The sequence below is a fragment of the Pseudomonas sp. zfem005 genome, assembly GCF_032621735.1.
Taxonomy (GTDB): domain Bacteria; phylum Pseudomonadota; class Gammaproteobacteria; order Pseudomonadales; family Pseudomonadaceae; genus Metapseudomonas; species Metapseudomonas solani.
In genome coordinates this window covers 172,782-198,827 of the sequence record NZ_JAVYJE010000005.1, presented here as the reverse complement: position 1 = coordinate 198,827, position 26,046 = coordinate 172,782, and the positions used below count along the sequence as shown (strand labels likewise).

The following is a 26,046-nucleotide window of genomic DNA, read 5'->3' as shown; positions in this document are numbered from 1 at the left end:
CCGAGGCCTCCTTTGTGGATACGTGGAGGGGGTGAGCAAGAGGGACATAAGCTTCATGCATGGTGGGTCTCCGTTATGAGGTCAGGAGCTGGCACCAATTCGCTGTCAATCGAAGGGTGGCAGACCGCACGGGGTTGACAGACCGGCTAACGGGAACCGGCAGACCGCGAAGGTCTCCCCGCGCGATCTGCCATAGAGCAGAGCAGCTATGAAAGCTGCATGCGTACCGATGCCTGCAAAAAACATTCGCTGTTTCTCGCATGCACGTCGTGGCGCATTCGCGCCCGTTAGTTTCGGGCTGTCAAACCCGGCCACGGGATTGACCGTGGCCGGGGCAGGATAGGGAGGAGGGGGCGGGAGGGCAAGGGGAGATAGTCGGTATCTATTCAATTGGACTACGCGCGGCCATTCCTTCTCATGAAGCAAACGGCACTGAGCTTTTAGCTGTTGAGAGAGGCTAGCAATTCTTGAATTTTCATGTCGTCTTCAAAGTTTGTGTACATGTGCATGACTCCTTTTGCTTCGGATTTCAGGCCTAATTCGAGTCTCGCATTTATTCCTCCAATTATGGAGTTCAACAATATTTTTCGTGATTTCTTGGCAGCGTCATCAAAGAAAGTAATGGAGTTTTGCGTATTGTCTTCTACGGCGTAGCAAAAATACCCAAGTTCCATGAGTGTTTCAGGGTTTTCTGGATCAAGTGCTAGGGCTGAAAATAGAGCTTCTTTTGCATCATCTAAAGTATAGCCTTGTGAGTCCTCTGCTAGCTGTATTGCTGTTGATTTCATTATTAGTAAGCTAGGGGTGAGCTGCTCGTTTTTTAGGTTTTTGTACTCCTCAATGACTAGGTTGAACGACTTCTCTTTAATTAGTCTGGAGATTTTTTTAAAGGCGTCGGAAGGGTCATAATTTGTCATGAAGTCGCTCCTGCTGCTCAATTAGCTTTTTCATTTTCTTCGCCTTGTTCGCGATTTCTCCACTGCCCTTTGCCAATTTGCATATCTCGGCATAAGAGTGGCCCTCAAGCTCGCTTGCGTATGATGCTGATTGCCTTGTTTTCCCTCTAATCAAGTCTCTTGCTGGAGTTAGTGCTCGTCTGATTATTGCATTTTGGGCGGGGCTGGCTGTTGCCTCCATTATTGTTTGCAGCTCTGCCACATCACCGCGACTGATGGCCTGCGTAATTGCTTTGTCGACTGTAGTTTGCTGAAGGCCAAACCCATCAATAAAGATCAAGGGGTTGGCATTTACATACCCATAAGTATTCAACCCCCCATCCAAGCCAATCGGATCACTCTCCACATACCGCCCGGTCTCTGGATCGTAATCCCTGAAGTAGTTGTAGTAGAGCGCACTGTGCGCATCGGCGACTTGCCCAGGGAAGCGCAGGATCACATCGATATTGCCGCCGTAGGTGTTGGGCTGCCCCACCCCAAAGGCATCGCTCTGCCAGCTCCACACCAGTTTGCCGCCCTGGTTGGTGGCCAGACGTGGAGTGTTGAGGTGGTCGCTGTGCAGGTAGGTGAGGGTGGTGCTGGCGATGGTGGTGCCGGCGGCGTCGTAGCTCAGGTCGATCTGGGCAATGGGCAGGCTGTCGAGCCACACGTAGTAGCTGGCTTTGCTCTTCTTGCCGTTGCTGGTGTAACGCACCTGCCCGAGCACCTGGCCATCCGGGCCGTAGAGGTAGGTGTAGGGCGTGTGGGCGGTGCCTTGCTGCACGTCCTTGAGCACGCGCTGGCCGAGGGCGTTGTAGGCGTAGCGGGCGATGGGCGTGCCGGCCTCGTCGGTGACGGCGCTGAGGCGGCCCTGGTCGTCGTAGGTGTAGCGACGGCTCTGGCTGTAGCGGGTGTAGTTGCCGGCGGCATCGGCTTCGACGGCGTAGCTGGTGCTGCGCTGGCTGAGGCGGTTGCTGTCGGTGGCGTAGTGCAGGGTCTGCTTGGCGGTCTGCGCTTCGGTGCCATTAGTGGTGGCGTAGGTGGTGCGCGAGCTGCGGTTGCCGGTGGCGTCGTAGGCGTAGGCCTTGCGGCTGGCGGCGGCCTTTTCCTCGGTCAGGCGATCGAGGGCGTCGTACTGGTAGTCGAGGCTGCCGAACAGGCTGTGGGCGTGGGCGGTGATGTTGCCGTTGGCGTCGTGGCTGTAGCTGCTCTGCCAGTTGCCGACCTGYTGGGCGGTGAGCTGGTAGTCCTGGTCGTAGGTGCGGCTGAGGACGATGCCGTTGTTCCAGGTGAGGCTCTTGAGCGGCCCGAAGGGGGCGTAGCCGATGTTGCTGGCGAGGCTGGTGGGYGTGGCGCTGCCCACCGCAAAGCCGACCTGGCTGACYTGGCCGGCGGCGTTGCGGCTGTAGTGGATGCTGAAGCCGGCCGGGTAGTCGATGCGGATGAGGTTGTTGGCGGCGTCGTAGGCGTAGCCGAGGGTGTCGTACTGATCAGTCCCCAGCACGGCCACGGAGCGCAGCTGCTCGATGAGGTTGCCGCGCTCGTCGTACTTGTAGCCGAGCACGCCACTGGCGTCCTGCACCGCAGTGAGGCGGCCGATGCCCTTGTTGCCGTTGGCGGTCATGTCGTAGTGGTACTGGACGTTGAGCGCRGGGGTGGCGGGGKACTGGCGGCCGGTGAGGCGGTCGAGGGCGTCGTAGCTGTAGGTGGTGACGATGCCRCGGGCGTCGGTCTTCTGGGTGACGTTGCCGGCRGCRTCGTGCCCRTAGGTGGTRGTGCCGGTGTCGGGGCTGATGAGCTTGGTGAGGTTGCCGAGGCCATCGTATTCGTAGCGGGTGGTGACACCACGCGGGTCGACGACCTGGGTGAGGTTGTCCTGGGCGTCGTAGCCGAGGCTGGTGACCTTGTTCAGCGGGTCGGTGCTGGAGACCAGGCGGTCGAGGGCGTCATAGGCCTGGGTGTGGCTGAACTGGCGCGGGTTGGTGTCGGTGGTGGGGTTGTCGTTGAGGTCGTACTGCCGGCTGTGGGTCTGGCCACCGGCGCCGACCGAGCGCAGCAGGCGGCCGAGCTCGTCGTACACCCACTGTTGCTGCTGGGTGAGGTTGTTGGAGGCGTCCTTGATGCGCTGGGCGGTGCGGTTGCCCATGGCGTCGAGGTCGAACTCGACCTGCTCGCCGAGGTTGTTGGTGATCYTGGTCAGGCGCCGGGCATCGTCCCAGGTGTAGGCGAGCCARYTGCCRTCGCCGCGGGTGACCTTGGTGATCTGGCCGATGGCRTCGTGCTCGAAGGCGGTGSTGCCGCCGGCAACGCTGACCGAGGCGAGCCAGCCCTGCGGGGTRTAGGTSAGGGCGGTGGTGACGCCGTTGGGGTCGATGACGGTYTGCGGGTTGCCGAAGCTGTCGAAGCTGGACAGCTGGGTGATATGGCCCAGGGCATTGGTGACGCTGGTGAGGTGGCCCTGGGCGTCGTAGGCGTAGTGGGTGACGTCCTGGACATCGGTACGGGGGCCATCGGCGGTTTCGATCTGGCCGGTGGCGGTATAGGTGTAGCTCCAGTTGCGCGGGGCGGCCTGGAGGTTGGCGGCAGCGAGGGTGCCGGCCAGGGCGAGCGTGAGTACGCTCAAGCGGTGGTGCAGGAGTTTCATGGGCAAGTCCTTGTGCGGATCAGCGCTGGCTTACGCTCTGGCTGAGTGGTCGTCCTTGGTCGTCGTAGCTGTAGGTGGTGATGCGGTCGGGCTCGGTCACGGTGGCCGGCAGGAACAGGGTCGGGTGCCAGGTGGTGGTGACGGTGCGCGCCTGGGGCGTGCCGAAGGCTTCGGTGCGGGACACTTCGAGGCCACGCTCGTTGTAGTCGAAGGTAGTGACGTTGCCCTTGTTATCGGTACGGGTCTTCACCAAGCCGCGGTCGTCGTAGGTGAAGCTGGAATTGCTGTTGGGGCAGTTGGCCGAGGGCTCGCCTTCGATGGCGGTGATGCGCCGTATGCCCTGGACGGTCTGGAAACGGTAGGTGGTGCGCTTGCCAAGGGCGTTGGTGACGGTGGAGGAGCCATCGGCGTTGTAGCTCACCAGGGTGCGCTCGGCGCCGCCGGCATGCTCGCTGGAGATGGCGCGGCCCTGGTCGTCATAGGTCCAGGTGGCGTAGCGAACGCCGCGTTCGTCGGTGATGCCGGTGAGGAGGCCTACATTATGCGGATCTTCATACGAGTATTTGCTGCTGGTTACGACCCCATTGGCCCGACGTGTCGCTTCTATTAATTGACCCGTTCTGCTGTAGGTGTAGTCGATAATCTGAGTGCCGGCTTGTGCGCTAAGAATACGGCGGTCTACAGATTGAGTAATTACAAGTACCCTCCCATTTTGGTCAGTAATTGTGATCTTGTTGTCCAGGTAGGAGAGTGTGATATGTGCCGATATGCTGTTTTGAGCGATGAGTCGGCCGTTGCTGTCGAAATGGAGGTCTTTATTGTCTCTAGACTTGTAGGTCCATCCACTGCTGTTTTTTGTTAGTGTTCCAGAATTGATGTCGGTTGGAGTGGTGTCGTTCTCGTTGTGGAGAAATATTTCTTCTTGGCCAGTTGGTTTTATTAACGCTATATATTTTTCTGAGCTGGTGCGCAAGCGAGTGGAGTAGCTATGCTGCCAGGAACTGTCGATACTGTTGTAGTGTAGCTGCAGGGGGGCGTTAAGTCCGCTTTCCTGTAGCTCTTCTCTGAATATGTAGTTGTTTCCGATCGATGTTTTTATACTTGAGTCTTGGGTGCTGCATAGTGCAGGTGAATTGATTGAGTCGGGCCCTTTCTGTTCGTCGTTGCTGCACTCCCCGGTTGTGGGGTTGTATTGGCGATATTGTGGGCAAGTATCACCAGATCGGAATAGCAAATCATAGTCGCGGAGGGATTCTGTTGCAAAATTATCCTGCCAGTATGACTGAATCGCCCAGCATTTGGCGATAGGAAAGCCATCTCCTGGAGTTAGAGTCGTATGAGAGTATCTCAGCCTCAACAGTTGTGGGTTTGTACTTGGGAGGTTTTTTATACAGCCTGCAGTTGGAGATGCATGGGTGCCAACGTAGCTGAACGACGTCCAGTAGAACTCCTGTGCAGAAGTCATAGGGCTGAATTGCAGAGGATAAAGTGCTATTGCCAGCGATGCGTACTTCTTCAATCCTTGAGTCCTAGCGCGGTGAGAGCTTGCGTCATGCGTTGCTCTGCTTTAGGCGGCAATTATAAATTGATGGTCTCTTAGCTTTTCAAGGTTCAATCTGCTTTACAGTCAAGTTTATTTTACGCTCATGCTGGTTTTGGGCAGGGCCAAAAAGGCGTTCAGATGCGGGATGAGTGTTGTTCGCCTCAGTCTTAGAGGACCTATTAGCCTGACCAGACTCGGATTGTCCTCAGGGCTGAAAGTGGTCCATGCATTTAGCTCCCCAAGGCCCGCCTCTAAAAGCGGGCCCCTCCTCTCACACTCTGATCAACTCCGACTGCACCTCCGTGTAGTGCTCGATCGCAGCTGCGCCCATTTCCCCCCGACCCCCGACATCTTGTAGCCCCCGAACGGCAGCGCCGGGTCGAGAGCGCTGTGGCAGTTAACCCAGACGGGGTTAGCAATAAGTTCACGCGCCCTGGGCGCCAGCCGCTATCCCGCTTCCTCTCCGCTCAATTCCGATCCAACCATACCCGCGCAAAGTTGTTCGACCCCAGCGGGCTCATGCGGAAGCCTTCCACCTCGGGGGTGAGGACGTTGAACAGCCTGGGGTGGGCGAGGGGGATCCAGGGGGCTTGCTCGTGGAAGATCGCCAGGGCCTGGCGGTAGAGCTGGGCGCGTGTTTCCCGGTCGTTTTCTGCGCGGGCCTGGCGGATCAGTTCGTCGAACTTCGTGTCGCACCAGCCGGCCTGGTTCTCCCCTGATTTGGCGGCGGCGCAGGAGAGGTTGGGGGTGAGGAAGTTGTCCGGGTCGCCGTTGTCGCCGACCCAGCCCATGAACACCAGGTCGTGCTCGCCGTTCTTGGCGCGCTTGATCAGTTCACCCCATTCGAAGACGCGGATGTCCGCCTGGATGCCGACGGCGGCCAGGTCGGCCTGGAGCATCTGCGCGCCGATGCCGGGGTTGGGGTTGGTGGGGCCGCCGCCGGGGCGGGTCCAGATGGACAGCTTGAGGCCCTTGCCGTGGCCGGCTTCGGCCAGCAGCTGGCGGGCGCGTTCGGGGTCGTGGGGCCAGGGGTCGAGGTCGCTGTTGTAGCCCAGCAGGGTGGCGGGGTAGGGGTTGACCGCGGCGCTGGCGGCACCTTCGCCGTACTGGGCGCGGATGTAGGACTTCTTGTCGAAGGCGAGGTTGATCGCCTGGCGCACGCGCACGTCGTCCAGCGGTGGGTGGCGGGTGTTGAGGGCGACGTAGGCGACCATCAGCGCGTCCTGCTCCACCAGCTTCACGCCGGGGGCGCCGCGCAGGGCGGGCACGTCGGTGGGCTTGGGGTAGAGGGCCATCTGGCAGGCACCGGCACGCAGCTGCTGGATGCGCACGTTCGGGTCGGGGGTGATGGCCAGCAGCAGGCGGTCGCTGGGCGGCTTGCCGTTCCAGTAGTCGGGGTTGGCGAAGAAGCGCACCTGGGCGTCCTTGGCGTAGCGCTGGAAGACGAAGGGCCCGGTGCCCACCGGCTGGCTGTTGAGGGCGTCGGGGGTGCCGGCGGCCAGCAGCTTGGCGGCGTATTCGGCGGAGTAGATGGAGGTGAAGCCCATGGCCAGGTCGGCGAGGAAGGGCGCCTCGGGGTGGCGCAGGACGAAGCGCACGCGGCGGTCGTCGAGCTTCTCGATGCGCTCGATCAGCTGGGCGAAGGCCATGGATTCGGCATAGGGGAAGCCCCGTGGCGAGAGGCCGTGCCAGGGGTGCTTGGGGTCGAGCTGGCGCTGGAAGCTCCAGAGCACGTCGTCGGCGGTGAATTCGCGGCTGGGGGTGAACCAGGGCGTGGTGTGGAACTTCACCCCGCGGCGCAGCTGGAAGTCGTAGGTGAGGCCGTCCGCGCTGATGTCCCAGCGCTCGGCGAGGCCGGGCTGCAGGCGGGTGCTGCCGGGGGCGAACTGCACCAGGCGGTCGAACAGCGTTTCGGCAGCGGCATCACCCGTGGTGGCGGCGGTGTACTGGACGATGTCGAAGCCTTCGGGGCTGGCTTCCGTGCACACCACCAGGGAGCTGGCGGCGTTGCAGGCGAGGGGCAGGAGCAGGGCGAGGGACGACAGGCATCGGCGCATGGTGCTTCCCTTCGGGGGTGGAGGGGCGGGGCCGGGCGGCCCCGCCGACAGGGCCTACTTCTCGACGCTGACGCCATAGAAGGAGTTGAGGCCGAAGGGGCTGATGCGGAAGTCCTTGACCGTCTTGCTCATGGGTTGGTTGACGGTGGAGTGGGCGATCGGGGTGATCGGCACTTCGCGCTTGAGGATCTGCTGGGCTTCCTTGTAGAGGGCGGTGCGCTTGTCCTTGTCGGTGACCGCCTTGCCTTCCTTGATCAGCTTGTCGTAGCCCTTGTCGCACCAGCGCGAGTAGTTGTTGCCGCCGATGGCGTCGCAGCCGTAGAGCACGCCGAGCCAGTTGTCCGGGTCACCGTTGTCGCCGGTCCAGCCGATCAGCAGGGCGTCGTGCTCGCCGGCCTTGGCGCGCTTGTTGTACTCGCCCCACTCGTAGGAAACGATCTTGGCCTTGATGCCGATCTTGGCCCAATCGGCCTGGAGCATCTCTGCCATCAGCTTGGCGTTGGGGTTGTAGGGGCGCTGCACCGGCATGGCCCAGAGGGTGATCTCGGTGCCTTCGGCGACGCCGGCGGCCTTGAGCAGGGCCTTGGCCTTCTCGGGGTCGTAGGCCGGGTCCTTGATGCTGTCGTCATAGGACCACTGGGTCGGCGGCATGCCGTTGGTGGCGAGCTGGCCGGAGCCCTGGTAGACGGCCTTGATGATGGCCGGCTTGTTCACCGCCATGTCCAGCGCCTGGCGCACTTCGAGCTTGTCGAAGGGTTTGTGCTCCATGTTGTAGGCGATGTAGCCGACGTTGAAACCGGCCTGCTGGGGCACGTCGAGCTTGGGGTCCTTGCGCATGGCGTCGAGGTCGGCCGGGCGCGGGTAGGCGGTGATCTGGCATTCGCCGGCCTTGAGCTTCTGGTAGCGCACCGAAGCGTCGGAGTTGATGGCGAAGATCAGGTTGTCGATCTTCACGTCCTCGGGCTTCCAGTAGTCCTTGTTGCCCTTGTAGCGGATCTGCGCGTCCTTCTGGTAGCGGCTGAAGACGAAGGGGCCGGTGCCGATGGGCTTCTGGTTGAGGTCGGCGGCCTTGCCGGCCTTGAGCAACTGGTCGGCGTATTCGGCCGAGTGGATGGAGGCGAAGCTCATGGCCATGTTCTGGATGAAGGCCGCGTCCACGGTGTTGAGGGTGAAGCGCACGGTGTGCGCGTCGAGCTTCTCCAGCTTGGCGATGTTGGCGTCCATGCCCATGTCGGTGAAGTAGGGGAACTCGGTGGGGTACGCCTTGCGGAAGGGGTGGTCCTTGTCGAGCATGCGCTGGAAGGTGAAGAGCACGTCGTCGGCGTCGAATTCGCGGGTCGGCTTGAAGTAGTCGGTGCTGTGGAACTTCACGCCGGCGCGCAGGTGGAAGGTGTAGGTCAGGCCGTCATCGGAGATGTCCCACTTCTCCGCCAGGCCGGGTTCGACTGCGGTACCGCCGCGCTCGAACTGGGTGAGGCGGTTGAACACGGCTTCGGCGCCTGCGTCGAAGTCGGTGCCGGTGGTGTACTGGCCGGGGTCGAAGCCCGCCGGGCTGCCTTCGGAACAGAAAACCAGGTTGCTGGCGGCGCTGGCGAACGGTGCGGCGGCGATCAGGCCGGCGGCGAGCAGCGCTTGGATGACGGCGTTTTTACGCATTTTGACCTCATGTCTTGTTGTGGTTGTCATCGTGAGGGGCCCCTTCGTGAGGGACCTTGCAAGAACCTATGCACGGCACATGCCTGAGGCAAGCCGAGGGCAGGGGAGAGTGTAGAAGCTGTGACGAAGGTGTACGGCGGTGTCGCAAATATGCAAAAGAAGTGGCGCGTGTATGACGCGTATATGAAAGGGAGCCGCGCCGTTGCAGCGCGGCTCCCGCCCGTTATCAGGGCATCTGCACCTCGATGACGCCGTCGGCGTTGACGGTCACGCGGCTGGTGCCGGCTTCGACTTCCGGTGCCGGGGCGCTGTCGTACATCGACGACTTGGCGGCCATGGCGCGCATCATCACCGGCTGCGGCTGGAAGCCGGCGCTGTTCAGGTTGAGGCTGACCAGCTTGTAGCCGCTGCCGCCGAGGGCTTCGGTGGCCAGTTGGGCACGGGCCTTGAAGGCGTCCACGGCCTGCTTGATCAGGGCGTCTTCGTTCTTCTTGCGGGTCGGGTCGGCGATGCTGAAGTCCATGCCGCCCATCTTCAGGCTGCCCATCAGGTCGGCGCTGAGCTGGGAGAGGGTGGCGAAGTCCGGGCTTTCCAGGCGCAGTTCGGCGCGCTCGCGCCAGCCGGTGATCTTCTGGCCCTTGTCGTCATAGACCGGGTAGCTGTTGCGGCTGCCCAGGCTCACCGATACCCCGTTGGTGGCGCGGGCCTTCTCCACCGCCGCGTTGATGGTGCGGGTGATTTCGGCGGCGAGCTTGGCCGGGTCGGCGCTCTGGGATTCGCTGTAGAGGGTGACGTGCATCAGGTCGTGGGCCACTTCCTGGCTGACCTCGGCGCGCAGCGCCACCTGGTTGTAGCGGGCGTCTTCGGCCTGGGCGGAGAGGCTGCCGAAGGTCGCGGCGCACAGGGTGATGGCGGCGGCGAGGCGGGTGATGGCTTGCATAACGGCTCCTTGTGAGAGGCAGTGGGTGCACGGATTGTGCAGCAGTCACGGGGTTAGACGCAGGTCCGCTGCGAACGGGGTTAAGACCTGGAAGTTTTTTTTGCGTTCCGGTCGGGCACTGCCAAAGGGCGACCCGTCGTCGGCCGACGAAAGGCGCGCGACGATGCGGCGAGTTGACGCATATCAGCGGAGCGCGCGGCGCCTTGGTTATACTCCGCCGACGCCCTGGAGTACCCATGCTCGCACCCTTGCAATTGTTATCCGCCAGCCGGCAGAACCTGCTGCGCCTGACCTTCATCCGCATCCTCGTGCTGGCCGCCCAGGCCGGTTCGGTGGGGCTCGCCTACAAGGCCCAGCTGCTGCAACTGCCCTGGCTGGAGCTGTCGGTGACCCTCGGTGTTTCCCTGGTCCTGTGCCTGAGCACCGCCTTGCGCCTGCGCGGGCCCTGGCCGGTCACCGAGCTGGAATACTCGGTGCAGCTGGCCTGCGACCTGGTTATCCACAGCGTGCTGCTCTATTACTCGGGCGGCTCGACCAACCCCTTCGTTTCCTACTACCTGGTGCCGCTGACCATCGCCGCGGCGACCCTGCCCTGGCTCTACACCCTGGTGCTGGCGGGCATGGCGCTGGCTGCCTACACCTTGCTGCTGGTGTGGTTCCACCCGCTGGAGATGCCGGTGGCCCAGCGCGAGACGCTGCTGATCTACGGCATGTGGCTGAGCTTCGCCCTGGCCGCCGCGATGATCACCTTCTTCGCCGCGCGGATGACCGAGGAGCTGCGCCGCCAGGACCAGCTGCAGTCGGTGCGTCGCGAAGAGGGCATGCGTGACCAGCAACTGCTGGCCGTGGCCACCCAGGCCGCCGGTGCCGCCCATGAACTGGGCACGCCGCTGGCGACCATGAGCGTGCTGCTCAAGGAACTGCGTCGGGAGTATGGCGACAAGCCCTCCCTGCAGGAGGACCTGGCCCTGCTGCAGGAGCAGGTGCGCCTGTGCAAGGACACCCTGCAACAGCTGGTGCGCGCCGCCGAGGCGGATCGACGCCAGGCGGTGGTGGAGCAATCGGCCGTGGAGTGGCTGGAGGTCACCCTCAACCGCTGGCACCTGATGCGCCCTGAAGCCACCTATCGCTACCAGTGTCTGGGCATCGGCCTGCCACCGCGGCTGATGCCGCCGGCCGACCTGACCCAGGCCCTGCTCAACCTGTTGAACAACGCCGCCGACGCCTGCCCGGACAAGCTCGACATCCGCCTCAACTGGGATCCCCAGTGGGTGGTGCTGAGCATCCGCGACCAGGGCGCCGGCGTGCCTCTGGCCATCGCCGAGCAGCTCGGCCGGCCCTTCTTCACCACCAAGGGCAAGGGCTTCGGCCTCGGCCTGTTCCTCAGCCAGGCCAGCGTTACCCGCGCCGGCGGAACCGTGAAACTGTACAACCATGAAGATGGCGGTACGCTCACCGAGTTGCGCCTGCCGCGAGGCTACGGCGTTGCCTGAGCTGAACCCGCGAGGAGTTGAAATGAGCGATGAACCCCTGATCGAAGGCGAAGAGCAGCCCCACCTCCTGCTGGTGGACGACGACACCACCTTCACCCGCGTCATGGCTCGTGCCATGAGCCGCCGCGGCCTGCGGGTCTCGGTCGCCGGCTCGGCCGAAGAAGGCCTGGTCGTGGCCAAGGACGACCTGCCCGATTACGCGGTGCTCGACCTGAAGATGGACGGCGACTCCGGCCTGGTGCTGCTGCCCAAGCTGCTGGAGCTGGACCCGGAGATGCGCGTGGTGATCCTCACCGGCTACTCGAGCATCGCCACCGCCGTGGAAGCCATCAAGCGCGGTGCCACCAACTACCTGTGCAAGCCGGCCGACGCTGATGACGTGCTGACCGCGCTGCTGTCCCAGCATGCGGACCTGGACACCCTGGTGCCGGAAAACCCCATGTCGGTGGACCGCCTGCAGTGGGAGCACATCCAGCGCGTGCTGGCCGAGCACGACGGCAATATCTCCGCCACCGCCCGCGCCCTGGGCATGCACCGCCGCACCCTGCAGCGCAAGCTGCAGAAGCGCCCGGTCCGCCGCTGACGCCGGCGCCGAACAAAACCTCGGCGCCTTGTTAGGGATGTGTAGGGTGGGCTTCAGCCCACCGCTTCTCCTTTACTTGCTAAATCATCGATGCCGGAGCCCCGGGCACACTCCTGTGCCGACCCTGGCCCCGTCTGGTGGAGGTAAAAGGCGACCTCCACCCTACGCCGGAGCCGTCCTGGCAGCCCGGGTTCGCAGAGGCCTTGTAGGGGCGACTTCAGTCGCCAAGCGGCGCGCAGCGCCGCCCTCGGTTTTTATCCCCCTGAAAGCTTCCCGAAAGCCACTTCCCGCCCCGACTTGGTTATCCTTAGCCGCCTAACTATCCCCGCGCGCCAGGCCCCTCCATGTTCGCCGTCGTCCAGCAAATCATCGGCATCACCGCGCCGGTCTTTTCCATGCTTTTCCTCGGCGTCCTGCTGCGTCGCCTGCGCTGGATCGATGCGCCCTTCATCGATACGGCGTCCTCGCTGGTGTTCCGCGGCACCATGCCGACCATGCTGTTTCTCGCCATCGTCCAGGCCGACCTGCGCACGGCGTTGCAGCCACGGCTGATCGGCTACTTCGTCCTGGCCACGCTGGTGTGCTTCGGCCTGGCCTGGCTCTGGGCGACCTGGCGGGTGCCGAAGGCGGACCGCGGCGTCTACACCCAGGGCGCCTTCCGTGGCAACAACGGCATCATCGGCCTGGCCCTGGCCACCAGCATGTACGGCGACTACGGACTCTCGGTGGGCGGGGTGCTCGGGGGCGTGGTGATCCTCTGCTACAACACCCTGTCTTCGGTGGTGCTGGCCATCTACGCGCCCAACGCCAAGACCGACCCCTGGAGCCTGTTCAAGAGCATCCTCTGCAACCCGCTGATCATCGGCGTGCTGGCGGCCATCCCGGTGGCCTACCTGCAACTGCCGCTGCCGGCCTGGGTGGTCACCTCCGGCGAGTACTTCGCCCAGATGACCCTGCCCCTGGCGCTGATCTGCATCGGCGGCACCCTGTCTTTGGCTTCCCTGCGCGCGAGCGGACCGATGGCGCTGAGCGCCAGCCTGATGAAGATGGTCTGGCTGCCCCTGGTGGCCACGCTCGGCGCCTGGGCCTGCGGCTTCCGCAATGCCGAGCTGGCGATCCTCTTCCTGTATTTCGCCAGCCCCACGGCGGCGGCCAGCTTCGTCATGGCGCGCGCGGTGAACGGCAACCACGAGCTGGCGGCGGCGATCATCGTGGTCACCACCCTGGCGGCGGTGGTTACCACCAACATCGGCCTGCTGACCTTGCAGCTGATGGGGCTGATCTAGCTTTCCGAGGTTAGATGTTTCAAATTGTGAGGAACTTCCGACTCCTCATCGCCCCGGATTGCGCGGCTCCTCGTCAGGCTCTAGCATCACCGCCTTTGCGCCGTTAAAGGATTAAACATGCGCGCCCCCCTCCTGCTCTGCCTGACGCTCCTGGCCTCCCTGGCCCAGGCTGCCGAACCGTCTGCGACGCTGGAGGGGCCGACTGCCGGCTGGCGCTACGCCGGGCTGCTGGACCGCAGCGAGAACCCCGCCGTCGCCTACCCCACGCCGCCCATCGACCGTGGCGGCCAGCGCAACCGCACCCTTATCGAGGGCCGCCTGGCCAACATCGGCCAGGTGCGCCAGCCGCACCGCCTGGTGGTCAACGGCAACCCGCTGCCTCTCTACACCGACGACCAGGGCCGCTTCGTCCGCCCCTATGCCTTCGGCGCCGGCTCCAACGGCGTGGAAGTGGTGTCCGGCGACGGCAAAACCCTCCGCCGCGTGCAGTTCTACGAAGCCAACACCCATCGCACCCCGGCGCGCCTGCGCGTGGTGCTCGGCTGGGACGACCCCAAGGCCGAGCTCGACCTGCACATCGTCACCCCCGACGGTCAGCACGCCTTCTGGGCGGACCCGGTGATGAGCAACGGCGGCGGCCTGGACACCGACAGCGTCGATGGCCCGGGCCCCGAGATGTTCACCATGACCGCGCCGCTGCACGGCACCTACCTGGTGTACGTGAACTACTGGGGCAACCTGGGCGCCGGCGGCTACAACTTCGATGCCGGCAGCAACCAGAACGAGGTGATCACCTCGCAGATCAGCCTGGTGTTCAACGAGAACACCGTGAACGAGAAGCGCGAGACCTTCATCGTCCCGCTGCGCGCCATCGGCGAGCTGCTGCTCGTCAAATCCTTCAATTTCTGATGTCCCGACGCTTGGATGAACTGGGGTTATTCGACATGAGCCAGACCACCACACCCGAACCGGCCCGCCGCCCGGCCCTGGCACGCCATCCGCGCGTGCTCGCCGCTGGCTTGCTGCTGCCGCTGGCCGCCTTCGGCCTGCTGGGCGGGTGCTCCAAGGAACCGCCGCGCGAGCTGGCCGAGAAGAGCGCCCTGGGCCTCGACCTCAAGCGCCCCGACGCGCTGATCGAGAGCGTCTCGCTGAGCCGCCTGCCCAAGGACATCCTCGCCGTGCCGCTGCTGCGCGACACCCTGACCGAGGACTTCGTCTTCTACTACCAGGACAACGCCGATCGCCTCGGGCTGTCCGGCAGCCTGCGCCGGATCATCTACGAGCGTGACCTCAAGCTGCAGGACACGCTGCTGGACGAACTGCTCGACCAGCCCGCCGAAGTCGCCCTGTGGCGCGGCGCCGACGGCAAGCTCAAGCACGTGCTGCTGACCATCGAGCGTGGCGGCCTGGCGCGGGTGCTGGAGCCCCTGGCCCACATCGCCCTCGACGACAGCCAATTGAGCCAGGCCGGCGAACTGCGCGTGGACGGCGACTCCGTGCCGCTCTACCGCCTGAGCTACCTGGGCGACCGCTCCGTGCTGCTGGCCAGCCACGGCGACAAGCTGCTGGTGCTGTCCAGCCCCGGCATGCTGATGGACGAGGCCGGCCAGCTGGCCAAGGACGCCACCGAGTCGGTGGAATCCCTGCTCGACGGCGAGAATCCCTTCCCCGAGCGCTTCGGCCTGGATGCCCGTGGCACCGAGCAGCAGCGCATCGCCCTGTCCGGCGAGTACGTCGCCTTCGGCTACCAGCGCTTCTTCCCGTCCTTCGCCGGGCTGCGTTTCGAGATGGACGACAAGGGCTGGCACAGCTACGTCGCCCTCAACGAGATCGACGATCAGCCAGCCTTCGACTTCACCCCCATCTGGAAGGCCATGCCCATGGGCGCCAGTGCCTGCGTGGCCCTGCCGGTGGCCCCGGGTGTGCCCGGCAAACTGCTGGACCGCGTCGGTGGCGGCAAGGACGTTGCCGCCGAGCTGGAGAAACGCCTGAACGGCGCGGCCGGTCTGTGCTGGTACGCCGAGTCGCGCCTGCACTCGCCGCTGCTGGTCACCCAGCTGGGCGAGGCGGCCACGCCTGAACTGGATACCGCCATCGAGGGCCTGTTCGGCTCGGTGATCGGCGCCTACGAGCCCTATGTCGAAGGCGGCCGCTTCCCGGTGGACGACCAGACCAATGGCCCGACCCGCCGCTGGACCCGCGACGTCGGCTCCAACTTCGGCCAGTACCCCGCCAGCGAGAACGCCAACCCGGACGCCCTGGGCTCCACCGGCTTCTTCCGCGTGAGCCTGGCGCGCCATGGCGACACCCTGCTGTTCTCCCTCGACGACAAGCTGGTGACCAAGGGCCTGGATACCCTCGACAAGCGCTTCCCGCCGTTGGCCGAGACCCTGCCCAAGGACGCCCTGGTGCCGGCCTTCATGGCCCCGGATGGCCTGTCCAAGCTGCTCGAGCGCGAGACCCTCGACAGCCTGCCGAGCAACTACGAGCCGGTGTTCCGCAACGCTGCCGAAACCCACCTGCTGCCCAAGCTGCGGGCCCTCGGTGGCCACGGCAAGTACGCCCTGGCGCTGCCCGAAGGCACCAAGGCCGGTTCCGACTGGCAATGGCTGCCGCTGGAATGGCGCCCGCTGTGACCCGCACCCTGGCCCGCCTGCCGCTGGGCTTCGCCGCGCTGTTGATGGCGTGGAGCCTGGCCCTGCGCGCCGACGACGTTCCCGCCCTGGACGCCGAGCAGTCCCAGGTGTTCCGCGCCTGGTTCGTGCGCATCGCCCAGGAGCAGCTGCGCCAGGGGCCGAGCCCGCGCTGGCACCAGCAGGACTGCGCCGGCCTGGTGCGCTTCGCCGCCAACGAGGCGCTCAAGCCCCATGACGGCAAGTGGCTGCGCGCCAATGGCCTCTCCAACCGCTACCTGCCGCCGGAGCTGGACCTCAGCGAGGGCCAGCGCCGCCTGGCGCAGACCTGGCAGCAGGGCGGCGGCAAGGTCGGGCCCTATGTGAATGCCATCAAGCTGATCCAGTACAACAGCCGGTTCGCCGGCCGTGACCTCAACCAGGCGCGGCCCGGCGACCTGATCTTCTTCGACCAGGGCGACGAGCAGCACCTGATGATCTGGATGGGCCGCGACATCGCGTACCACACCGGAACCACCACGCCGACCGATAACGGCATGCGCTCCGTGAGCCTGCAACAACTCATGACATGGAAGGACACCCGATGGATCCCCGACGAATCCAACCCCAACTTTATCGGCATCTATCGGCTGCACTTCCTCTCCCGATGACTGCCGCCCGCCTGCTGCGCCGCGCCGCCTCCCTATCGGCGGCGGCCCTGCTCGCCCTGGCCTTGCCCTTCGGCAGCGCCCAGGCCGAGGACGAGGTGCCGTCCAGCGGCTACACGCCGCTCGCGGGGGAATCCTTCTTCCTGCTCTCCGACAGCAGCTTCGCCGCCGATGAGGTGGCCAAGGTGCGCCTCGAAGCGCCGGGCCGCGACTACCGCCGCTACCGCATGGAAGGCTACGGCGGCGTCGACGTGCGGGTGTACCGCATCGACAACCCGCTGGACTTCCTCAAGCGCCAGAAGAACCTGCACCGCGTGGTCGCCGAGGGCGACTTCAAGGGCGAGGGCCTGTCCAACACCCTCGGCTACCTGTGGGACAACTGGTACCGCAAGTCGCGGCGGGTGATGCAGCGCGCCTTCTCCTACGAGTCGCGCAAGCAGGTCACCGAGGAAGCCCCCGAGCTGAAGATGGGCGATGCCATCCGCACCCCCACCGAGTTCACCCCGCAGGTGCAGTACGCCCCCATGAAGGGCCTGCCCCTGGTCGCGCAGTTCCGCTACCCGCTGTGGGAAGCCAAGCCCATCGAGCCGCCGAAGGGCGTCGAGCTGGCCGGCTCCTCCAGCCAGTTCACCAGCACCCAGCCGGGCAACGTCTACATCCCCCTGGGCAAGCTCAAGCCGGGTCTGTACCTGGCCGAAGCCATAGTCGGCAAGTACCGCGCCACCACAGTGGTATTCGTCTCCAACACCGTCGCCGTGAGCAAGATCACCGGCGGCGAGCTGCTGGTATGGACCGCGCGCAAGCATGAAGGCACCCCAGTCGCCGGGGCCAAGGTGCTGTGGACCGATGGGCTGGGCGTGATGACCAGCGGCAGCACCGATGCCGAAGGCCTGCTGCGCCTCGGCCATGCCAGCCCGGAGCGCTCCTACGTGCTGGGCGAGGACGCCGAAGGCGGCGTGTTCGTTTCCGAGAACTTCTATTACGACAGCGAGATCTACGACACCAAGCTCTACGCCTTCACCGACCGCCCGCTGTACCGTCCGGGCGATTGGGTGGAAGTGAAGATCGTCGGCCGCGAATTCAAGAACGCCCGTGACTCGGTGGCGCCCGGCGCCGCACCGGTCAAGCTCGCCGTGCTGGATGCCAACGGCACCCAGCTGCAGACCCTGGACCTGAAGCTGGAATCCAGCTCCGGCACCGCCGGCCGCTTCCAGCTGCCGCAGAACGCCGTGGCCGGTGGCTACGAGCTGCGCTTCACCTACCGCGACCAGGTCTACAGCAGCGCCTTCCGCGTCGCCGACTACATCAAGCCGCACTTCGAGGTGTCGCTGGACCTGGCCAAGCCCGATTTCCGCACCGGCGAGCCGATCAAGGGCGCCCTGGTGCTGCTTTACCCGGACGGCAAGCCGGTGGTCAACGCCAATGTGCAGCTGAGCCTGCGCGCCCAGCAGCTGTCGATGATCGACAACGAACTGCAGTACCTCGGCCAGTTCCCCGTTGAGCTGACCAGCAGCGAGCTGTCCACCGACGCCAAGGGCCGTGCCGAGTTCGACCTGCCGGCCGCGGAGAAGCCCAGCCGCTACCTGCTCACCGTGTTCGCCAGCGATGGCGCCGCGTACCGGGTCAAGACCAGCAAGGAAATCCTCATCGAGCGCGGCGCCGCCCGCTATGTCCTGAGCGCCCCGCAGCGCTTCAGCAGCACCGGCGAATCGGTGCGCTTCACCTACCGCAGCGAACGCCCCACCGAGCTGAAGCCGGCGCGTTACGACTGGGTGCGCCTGGAAGACCAGAGCAGCCACAGCGGCAGCCTGTCCGCCGGTGACGAGGGCTTCGACCTCAAGTTCGAGCGCCCCGGCACCTACAGCATCACCCTCAAGGACGAGCACGACCTGATCCTCGGCGCCACCGGCCACTCGGTGAGCGGCGAGGGCGTCAAGTCCGTGGCCGGCACCATCGAGATCGTGCTGGACAAGGCCGAGTACCAGGCCGGTGACGAGGCCCTGGCCCTGATCACCTTCCCCGAGCCGGTGAGCGATGCGCTGCTGACCCTGGAGCGCGACAAGGTCGAGGCCACCGCGCTGCTGTCCAAGGGCGCCAGCTGGCTGAAGCTGGAGCGCCTGTCCGACACCCAGTACCGCGCGCGCATTCCGGTGGGCGAGACCTTCTCGCCGAACATCACCTTCTCCGCGCTCTACACCCGTGGCGGCGACTACAGCTTCCAGAACGCCGGCATCAAGGTGGCGACGCCGCAGATCGACATCCAGATCGTCGCCGACAAGGAAACCGCGCGCCCCGGCGACATGGTCACCGTCGAGCTGACCACCCGCTACGCCGGCAAGCCGACCGCCTCGCGCCTCACCGTCAGCGTGGTGGACGAGATGATCTACGCGCTGCAGCCGGAGATCGCCCCGGGCATCGACCAGTTCTTCTACCACCCGCGCCGCAACAACGTGCGCACCAACGCCAGCCTGTCGTTCATCGCCTATGACCTGGCCCTGCCCGGCACGCCCAGCGCCCCGGGCCGCGCCAACCGCAGCGACCGTGGCGTGAAGGTGCTGGAGCGTCCGCGCCGCGAGGAAGTGGACACCGCCTCCTGGCAGCCGGACCTGGTCACCGACGCCGACGGCAAGGCCCGCTTCAGCTTCCGCATGCCCGACTCGCTGACCCGCTGGCGCATCACCGCCCGCGCCGTCAACGCCGATGGCCAGGTCGGCCAGAAGCGCCAGTTCGTGCGTTCCGAGAAGCCGCTGTACCTGAAGTGGAGCGGCCCGGCCACCTACCGTGGCGGCGACAAGCCGGCCCTCGGCCTGTTCGCCTTCAACCAGGGCGAGGCCGCGACCAAGGCCGAGCTGGTGACCCGCTACAATGGCCAGGAACAGCGCACCCCGGTGGAGCTGGCCAAGGGCATCAACTACCTGCCCCTGGCCGAGACCGCTTTGGTGAATGGTGACTTCCACGCCGAGCTGGTGCAGGACGGCCAGGCCGTCGACGCCCTGGACGTCGCCCTGCACCTGGCCGCCAGCGGCTGGCAGAGCGCCCAGGCGAAGACCGTCGTCGCCTACGCCGGCAAGACCGAACTGGGCCTGCCGGCTGACGCCAGCGCCATCCGCCTGCGTCTCGACGACAGTGGCCGCTCCCTGTTCAAAGGCGCCCTGGACGACCTGCTCGGCTACCCCTACGGCGGCGTCGAGCAGACCGCCAGCCGCCTGCTGCCGCTGGCCCTGGCCTACCCGACCCTGGCCCAGGGCGAGCCGCGCGTGCGCGACCGCCTGCGCCTGATCATGCAGAACAGCCGCCTGCGCCTGGTGCAGATGGCCGGCCCCGAAGCGTCCTTCACCTGGTGGGGCGACGAGGCGGATGCCGATGCCTTCCTCACCGCCTACGCCTACTACGCCGACTGGTACGCCAGCCGCGCCCTGGAGGTGCAACTGCCGGCGGAACACTGGCAGCGCGTGCTGGACGTCTACGCCGCCCAGGCGCCGACCACGCCGTTGCTGCAACGTGCGCTGATCCTCGGCTTCGCCCGCGAGATGCAACTGCCGGTCAATACCCTGATGGAGGGCCTGATGGCCGACCTGGCCGCCGCCGGGGAGGGCAGCGACCAGGCCCTGTCGGACGACGGCAGCCAGAGCCTGGTGATGACCGCGCCGGATTCGGCCCTGGGCCTTGCCGCCGCGCGGGTACTCACCGTTGGCCTGGCGCGCCAGGTGCAGGTCCAGGTGCCGGACGCACTGGCCGCCCAGGTCGGCGCCGCCCGCGAACGCCTGGCCGCCAGCCAGCAGCCCTTTGGCGAGGCCATCGGCCTGTACGTCAACGGTGCCGACCGCGAACGCGCCGCCTCGCTGCTCAAGCGTCTGGCACCCGGCCAGGCCACCCTGGAACGCGCCCTGGCGCTGACCTGGCTGCAGCGTTCCCTCGGCCAGGACAGCGAAGACATCGTCCTCAAGCCCCAGGGCGACTGGCACGCGGCCGAAGGCACCAGTGGCGAAGGCTACTGGCTGTGGCAAGGCCAGGGCGTGCCGAGCGAGCTGGAACTGCCGGCCGACCTGCCGCACCCGGTGGACGTGCGCCTGGACTTCAACAGCGCCCAGGCCACCCCGGTGAAGCTGGACGTGGAGATTTCCCGCCGCTTGCTGCGCCTGGTCCCCAGCGATGAGGCTTTCAACTTCACCGCCGAGGAGGTGAAGCCGGAAGACATCTCCAGCGACGACCTCTACCTGGACACCATCGTGCTCACCAGCAAGGGCGAGCGCGCGCTGCGCTACGGCATGCTGGAAGTGCCGCTGCCGCCGGGCGCCGATGTCGAGCGCACCACCTGGGGCATCAAGATCTCCGGTCTGGGTGGCGAGGAAGCCGAAACCCTGGAGCGCGCGCGCAACGAGCCGGGCCAACTGCTCTACGCGGTGCCGGTGGACAGCCTGCAAGGCAGCGTGGTGCTGCAACACCTGGTGCGCTTCTCGCAGAAAGGTTCCTTCGAACTGCCGCCGGCCCGCTACCAGCGCCTCTACGCTCCCCAGGAGCAGGCGCTGGAGAGCGAACCTGCGCTCGGACGGATCAAGGTTGACTAGGACGCGACATCTGGCCGGGGCCCTGCTGATGCTGGCGGCCCCGTTGCTTCACGCGGGCGAGGCGCCTTTGAACCTCGCCTGGCGTGGGCCCCAGGGCAATGAGCTGCTGCAGCTGGACCGCAGCCGGGTGCTCACGCGCGGGCCGCTGCCCGCCGAGCACCAGACGCCCCTGGGCAGCCTGTGGAAACTGTTCATCTACGCCTACCTCGTGGATAACGCGCGCCCCGACCCCGGCTACCAATGCAAGGGCCAGGACCGCGACGAGGTCTATTGCTGCAACCCCGGCGAGCGCATCGACCGGGACCAGGCGCTGGTGAAGTCCTGCGGCCTGTACTTCTCATCCCCCGAACTGCACCTCGACCCTGCCGACTGGTCGCGCTACTGGCATGAGCGCCAGGGCGCCGGCTGGCTGCAGCGGCTGGACCAGCTGCAGCCCCAGGCCCGGGTGCCGGTGGGCGAGCTGCTGGACGAGCTGGCCCACCTGCCGGCCCAGGCCCAGGCGCGCCAGGTGCTGCTCGACGTGCCCCTGTCGGCCCCCGATTCCGCCACCCTGGGCGCCCTGGGTGGGCGCCTGCGGGCCAAGACCTGGAGCTGGCTGGCCGATGGCGATGCCCAGGCGCGCCAGGGCGGCTTCGCCGGCTGGCTGGCCGATGGCACGCCGATCTGGGCCGGTGGCCCGGGTACCAGTCAGCGGGTGCTCAAGGATTACGCCGAGATACTCGGGCAGACACTGCCCACGACCTGGCCAGCGGAAACCGGCGCCTGCGTCGAAGTCGATCTGTTCACCCGCTACCCGGTGCGCCAGGTACGCCGCGAGGGGCAGGCCGCCGCCGTGGCGCCGGGCATGCTACGCGGGCACTATGAGGTGGAGTTCGCCAATGGCAACCGCCTGGGTATCGAAAGCGACGGCGAGCTGTTCCTCGAAGGCCAGGGCGATGCCCAGACGCTCACCGCCCACCTGCAACGCGAGGACTACGTGGCCCGCGTGCTGCAACGCGAAGCCTCGGCGCAGCCGGCGGAGGCGGCCAAGGCCCTGGCCGTAGCCATCCGCAGCTACCTGCAACAGAACGCCGGCCGCCGTGGCGAGTGCCTGACCATCGACGACAGCAGCGCCAACCAGCGCGTGGCGCCACGCCCGGCCACCGCCGAGGCCCGCGCCATCGCCGCCTGGACCGCCGACCTGGTACTGGCCGGCAGCCCGGTGACCTATCACAGCGACAAGCCGGGGCCCGATCGCCTGGCCTGGCAACAGGCGGTGCAGCAGGCCGGCGATGGCTTGCGCTACGACGCCATCCTCGCCCGCGCCTTTCCCCGTGCCAGCCTCAGCCGCTGGGACAAGCCCGTGGCCGCCTGCCAGGGGCTGCCCAATGCCGAGGAGTGGCTGCGCACGCAGCGCCGCGGCTGGCGCGCGATCCTGGATGCCGAGCCCGGTTATGACGAGATCCAGCAATTCGCCGTGTGCCGCCTGGCGTCCGGCAAGCCCCATGTCGACCGCGAGCGGCGGCGCATCTTCGTGCGCGGCCTGTTCTCCCTGCAGGACCGCCTCGACCTGACCCACGAATACCTGCACCTGGCCTTCGAAGCCCACCCCAACGGCCAGGACGAAGACTACGTCGAACGCCTCGCCCGCCACCTGTTACTGGAATGACCCCCATGCGCCTGCGCCCCGGATACCTCGCCCCCTTGCTTCTCAGCCTGATCCCCCTGGCCGCCAGTGCCGAGGTGCGCCTCGACACGCCCCGTGGCGGTTGGCGCGAAGGCAGCGGCAACGGCGAGCACTTCATGCAGCAGGTGAACTACCCGGCGTCCTCGGTGAACGTCGCCGAGGACCAGGCCGACACCGCGCGCATCAAGGGCGCCATCACGGGCCTGGCCAAGGCTCCGCAGGGCCCGGGCCGGCTGGTGGTCAACGGCATCGACATGCCGCTGAAGATCAATGAGGACGGCGGCTTCGACCGCCCCTTCGTGTTCCCGGGGGGCAGTAACAGCGTTGAGGTGCGCAGCCCCGACGGCCAGCAGAAGCGCCGCGTGCAGTTCTATAGCCTCGGTCGCGGCGGGGCCTCGGCGCGCCTGCGGGTGGTGCTGTCCTGGGACAGCGACAACACCGACCTCGACCTGCACCTGGTGACCCCGGATGGTGGCCATGTGTGGTACGGCGAGCGCTCCCTGGCCAACGGCGCGGCCCTGGACGTGGACGTGACCACCGGCTACGGCCCGGAAATGATCGCCACGCCGACCCCGCTCAAGGGCCAGTACCTGGTCTACGTGAACTACTACGGTGGTGGTTACCGCAGCGAAGAGGACGGAAGCAGCTCGCCGGGCCAGGCGCTGACCATCGGCCAGATCACCGTGATCAGCGAAGAGGGCACGGCCAACGAGAAGCAGCAGAGCTTCCTCGTGCCCATGCGCCAGCCGGGGGAGCTGACCCTGGTGAAGAGCTTCAGTTATCCCTAATCGCTAGGCATGGCGGCGCTGCGCGCCGCTTGGCGAATGAATTGGCTCTGTCGGCGTTAGCTGTTGTGGTTTTAACTCAGGCGCTCAAGCACGGCCCTTTCCGGGCACCCAAGGGTTTGTGCCACCTCCACCGCATGGGTTTCGCTTCGCTCTACACCATCCTACGAAAGCCTGTGCGCACCACGTGGCGATGCGCTGGACGAAGAAAGTTGGAGCAGCCGCCAAGGCCCCTCCAGGAGGCCGAACGCAGTCGTTGCGCCGGGGGACGAGCGGCATGGATGCCGCGAGAGGCGCGCCAGGCCATGGATGGCCCATCGCGCCGGCCCCCAGACGACGCTTGCGGCGAACGCACTTCAGTGCGGCCCGAAGGGCGAGCGTAGCGAGTAACGACGATGGAGTGAGGGAACCCCAGCGAAGCCGGGGCCGGATGATGGGGCAAGCCCTTTTGGTTCCTTTTCTGGCGACTGAGAAAAGGGACTCGCCCGGGTGGGCGAAACCAAAAGCACCAGCAGAACTCGGCAATCAGCTGGGCTCAAATCCTCTCGCAACACTTAACGCAGACAGAGCCAATGAATTCGCCCCTACAGCGTCGCGCACAGGCCAATCAGTGCTGGTAGCGCTTGCGGTACTCGCCGGGGGAGACGCCGAAGCGCGCCTTGAAGGCGGTGGAGAAGTAGCTGGAGTCCGAGAAGCCCCAGGAGTAGCCGAGGGCCGAGAGCTTGTGCTCGGCGGCGCCCAGGCGCAGGGACTCGGCGCAGAAATCCAGCCGGCGGTTCTTGATGTACTGCGCCACCACCAGCCCCTTGCGCGAGAACATGCGGTACAGGCCGCGCACCGAAACCCCCACCTCGCGAGCCAGCAGCTCGGGGCAGAGCTCCTCGGAGCGGATGTGCGCATCGATGAAGTCCAGGGTCTTGCGGAACGCCCGCTCATGGGGATCGGCATCGCCTTCGGCGGCACTGATAGCCGGGCGCAGCAGGCTGACCACCGCCTCCAGGGTCGCCTCGCTCTCGTGCTGGCTGAGGCACTCGTGCTGGCTGGCCTCGAGGATCAGCCGATGGGTGAGCAGCGCGATGGGCGAGGTGGCGGCGATCTTCTGCGCGCAGCGCACGCTGCCGTAACGCAGGTTCTGCTCCACTAGGTGGCGCGGCAGGATCAGCGACAGCTGCCGGGAGTTGGCGCCGTAGGTGAAGTCGCTGGGCAGCGAGGAGTCGATCAGGGTGATGTCGCCAGGGGCCAGGCGCACGCGGTTGCCGCCCTGCTCCATGTTCGACTCGCCCTGCAGCTGGAAGGCGGCGAAGAAGTGTCGGCTGTCGCTCTGCGCCACCTCATGCTCGGTACGGTAAAGCCGGGCCTGGGCGACGTCGACGAAGCTGAGCTTGATCGCGCCGGATTTGTATTCGCGGACCGCCCCGGAGAATTCCTCCCCGAGGGTCTTGGCGCAGAAGCGCCCGCAAACCTGATTGATCCGCTGCAACCATTCGTCGAAGCGGTCGGTTCTCAGTGCACGTGCAGTCATGGCCATGGAGCCTCTGGCTAGCTTTCTTATTGTTATTCAAGGCCGCATCGAGGCGACCTTCGTTCATTCTTCCTCCGTGCCATCCCGCAACCTGCGGTGCGGCCCGGCGGATCACGCCAAGCACTTCGCCCTCCAGGGCATTTCGAGACAGGAGCCCTATTTAAGCCCGCCGAACCGCCGATAGAAACTTTCGCCGACATCCGGCAGCGGGCCGTCGGCGGTTTCCAGGGCGCCATTGAGCCATTCCTCGGCCTTGGCATGCACCAGGCGATAGATGTTGCGGCACAGCTGGCGCGCCGCACGGCCTTCCCAGTCGCCCGGCAACAGCTCGTCGGGCAGCTGCGGGTCGCGCAGCAGCAATTTGCGGTACTCGTGTATGAGCAGGGTTCGTGCCAGGAAGCAGTCCTGCGGCTGCAGCGCTTCCTGTTCCCGCAGCGCCTGCCAGAGCGGGCGGAACAGCTGGATGAATTCGCTGTAGTGGGTCGCCAGCTCGTCGATGTTCCAGCTCTCGCGAACCTGCATGCGCAGGGCCCTGGACGCCAGGACGTCCTGGGCGGTGGTCTCGAAGACGATGGTTTCCTCCAGGGCGTCGAGGTCCTGCAGGGTGGCGTTCACGTCCATGCGGTCGCAGCGCGGGCAGGCCAGCACGATGGGAGAAACCGCACCAAAACCTTGCCACTCCAGCTCCTCGCGCACCTGTTTGCGCTTTTCCTGGGGCAGCTGCGAGAGCATCACCAGGCACCAGGAGCCGTCCCAGGCCGGCAGGCTGGAGCTGTACACGCGCTTGAAGGCCTTCTCGAAACGCCGCCGCCCGGTGCCGGTGAGGCTGTAGTAGCTGCGCCGGCCGACCTTCTCGGCGGTGAGCCAGCCTTCCTTGGTCAAGCGGAAGATCGAGGTGCGGATCAGCCGCTCGTTGACGCCAATGGGTTCCAGCAGCTGGATCAGGCTGCCCAGCCACACGGTGCCGCCGTGGGGTTCGATGGCATCGCCATAGAGGGTGATGATCAGCGAGCTGGCGCGCAGCGGCGTCTGCTCCTGGAAGCGGGTGATGAGGTGCTGCAGGGGAGCGAGGGACGTCATGGGCGAAC

17 protein-coding genes and 1 pseudogene are annotated in these 26,046 nt (G+C 65.8%); 9 read left to right on the top strand and 9 right to left on the bottom strand.

Translation table 11 applies throughout. The annotated features are described in order from the left end of the window. Positions 1-440: 440 nt before the first annotated feature. From RTW82_RS13130 to RTW82_RS13100, 7 genes and pseudogenes are all read right to left on the bottom strand, one after another. Positions 441-917 carry a hypothetical protein gene (locus RTW82_RS13130; protein WP_316925340.1) on the bottom strand — a complete coding sequence of 159 codons (477 nt, stop codon included), beginning with the start codon at positions 915-917 and terminating at the stop codon, positions 441-443. Next, positions 904-3,579, bottom strand: coding sequence for an RHS repeat-associated core domain-containing protein (locus RTW82_RS13125; RefSeq protein WP_316925339.1), 2,676 nt, complete (start codon positions 3,577-3,579; stop codon positions 904-906). The genes RTW82_RS13130 and RTW82_RS13125 overlap by 14 nt, the downstream gene beginning before the upstream one ends. A 19-nt stretch (positions 3,580-3,598) precedes the next feature. Next, on the bottom strand, positions 3,599-5,098 hold the full coding sequence (locus RTW82_RS13120; protein ID WP_316925338.1) for an RHS repeat protein: 1,500 nt from the start codon (positions 5,096-5,098) through the stop codon (positions 3,599-3,601). Positions 5,099-5,393: 295 nt separating this feature from the next. Continuing rightward, positions 5,394-5,533, bottom strand: a pseudogene (locus tag RTW82_RS13115) (aldehyde dehydrogenase family protein); the annotation flags it as partial. Positions 5,534-5,589: 56 nt separating this feature from the next. Beyond that, positions 5,590-7,179, bottom strand: coding sequence for an ABC transporter substrate-binding protein (locus tag RTW82_RS13110; RefSeq protein ID WP_316925337.1), 1,590 nt, complete (start codon positions 7,177-7,179; stop codon positions 5,590-5,592). A 54-nt stretch (positions 7,180-7,233) separates the two neighbouring features. Beyond that, positions 7,234-8,835 carry an ABC transporter substrate-binding protein gene (locus RTW82_RS13105; RefSeq protein WP_184488671.1) on the bottom strand — a complete coding sequence of 534 codons (1,602 nt, stop codon included), beginning with the start codon at positions 8,833-8,835 and terminating at the stop codon, positions 7,234-7,236. 226 nt (positions 8,836-9,061) lie between these two features. Further along, positions 9,062-9,775 carry an SIMPL domain-containing protein gene (locus tag RTW82_RS13100; protein WP_043246084.1) on the bottom strand — a complete coding sequence of 238 codons (714 nt, stop codon included), beginning with the start codon at positions 9,773-9,775 and terminating at the stop codon, positions 9,062-9,064. 236 nt (positions 9,776-10,011) lie between these two features. Between RTW82_RS13100 and RTW82_RS13095 the strand changes: the two genes are divergently transcribed. The 9 genes from RTW82_RS13095 to RTW82_RS13055 all read left to right on the top strand — a co-directional run bounded on the left by RTW82_RS13095 (position 10,012) and on the right by RTW82_RS13055 (position 23,439). Next, positions 10,012-11,268 (top strand): ATP-binding protein, encoded by a 1,257-nt coding sequence (locus RTW82_RS13095; protein ID WP_184488672.1) that lies wholly within the window; start codon positions 10,012-10,014, stop codon positions 11,266-11,268. A 22-nt stretch (positions 11,269-11,290) separates the two neighbouring features. After that, on the top strand, positions 11,291-11,851 hold the full coding sequence (locus RTW82_RS13090) for a response regulator transcription factor (RefSeq protein WP_021217751.1): 561 nt from the start codon (positions 11,291-11,293) through the stop codon (positions 11,849-11,851). A 344-nt stretch (positions 11,852-12,195) separates the two neighbouring features. Next, complete coding sequence (locus RTW82_RS13085) at positions 12,196-13,137, top strand: AEC family transporter (protein ID WP_043246081.1); 942 nt, start codon at positions 12,196-12,198, stop codon at positions 13,135-13,137. A 117-nt stretch (positions 13,138-13,254) separates the two neighbouring features. Beyond that, positions 13,255-14,046, top strand: a complete 792-nt coding sequence (locus RTW82_RS13080) for a YfaP family protein (protein WP_043246079.1) — start codon at positions 13,255-13,257, stop codon at positions 14,044-14,046. A 35-nt stretch (positions 14,047-14,081) separates the two neighbouring features. Next, the gene (locus tag RTW82_RS13075) at positions 14,082-15,773 is read left to right on the top strand and encodes a DUF2138 domain-containing protein (protein ID WP_316925336.1); all 1,692 of its coding nucleotides are present in this window, start codon (positions 14,082-14,084) and stop codon (positions 15,771-15,773) included. Beyond that, a complete protein-coding gene (locus tag RTW82_RS13070; RefSeq protein ID WP_271660102.1) occupies positions 15,758-16,420 on the top strand; it encodes a DUF1175 domain-containing protein in 663 nt (220 codons plus the stop codon). The genes RTW82_RS13075 and RTW82_RS13070 overlap by 16 nt, the downstream gene beginning before the upstream one ends. Next, on the top strand, positions 16,417-20,985 hold the full coding sequence (locus tag RTW82_RS13065; RefSeq protein WP_316925335.1) for an alpha-2-macroglobulin: 4,569 nt from the start codon (positions 16,417-16,419) through the stop codon (positions 20,983-20,985). The genes RTW82_RS13070 and RTW82_RS13065 overlap by 4 nt, the downstream gene beginning before the upstream one ends. A 28-nt stretch (positions 20,986-21,013) precedes the next feature. Further along, positions 21,014-22,633 (top strand): DUF2300 domain-containing protein, encoded by a 1,620-nt coding sequence (locus tag RTW82_RS13060; protein WP_316925502.1) that lies wholly within the window; start codon positions 21,014-21,016, stop codon positions 22,631-22,633. Positions 22,634-22,638: 5 nt separating this feature from the next. Next, the gene (locus RTW82_RS13055; RefSeq protein WP_271660104.1) at positions 22,639-23,439 is read left to right on the top strand and encodes a YfaP family protein; all 801 of its coding nucleotides are present in this window, start codon (positions 22,639-22,641) and stop codon (positions 23,437-23,439) included. A 604-nt stretch (positions 23,440-24,043) separates the two neighbouring features. Here the strand turns inward: RTW82_RS13055 and feaR are convergent. Then, positions 24,044-24,958 carry a transcriptional regulator FeaR gene (gene feaR / locus RTW82_RS13050; protein ID WP_031286962.1) on the bottom strand — a complete coding sequence of 305 codons (915 nt, stop codon included), beginning with the start codon at positions 24,956-24,958 and terminating at the stop codon, positions 24,044-24,046. A gap of 156 nt (positions 24,959-25,114) precedes the next feature. Then, positions 25,115-26,038 (bottom strand): phenylacetic acid degradation operon negative regulatory protein PaaX, encoded by a 924-nt coding sequence (gene paaX / locus RTW82_RS13045; protein ID WP_316925334.1) that lies wholly within the window; start codon positions 26,036-26,038, stop codon positions 25,115-25,117. Between the last annotated feature and the right edge of the window lie 8 nt (positions 26,039-26,046).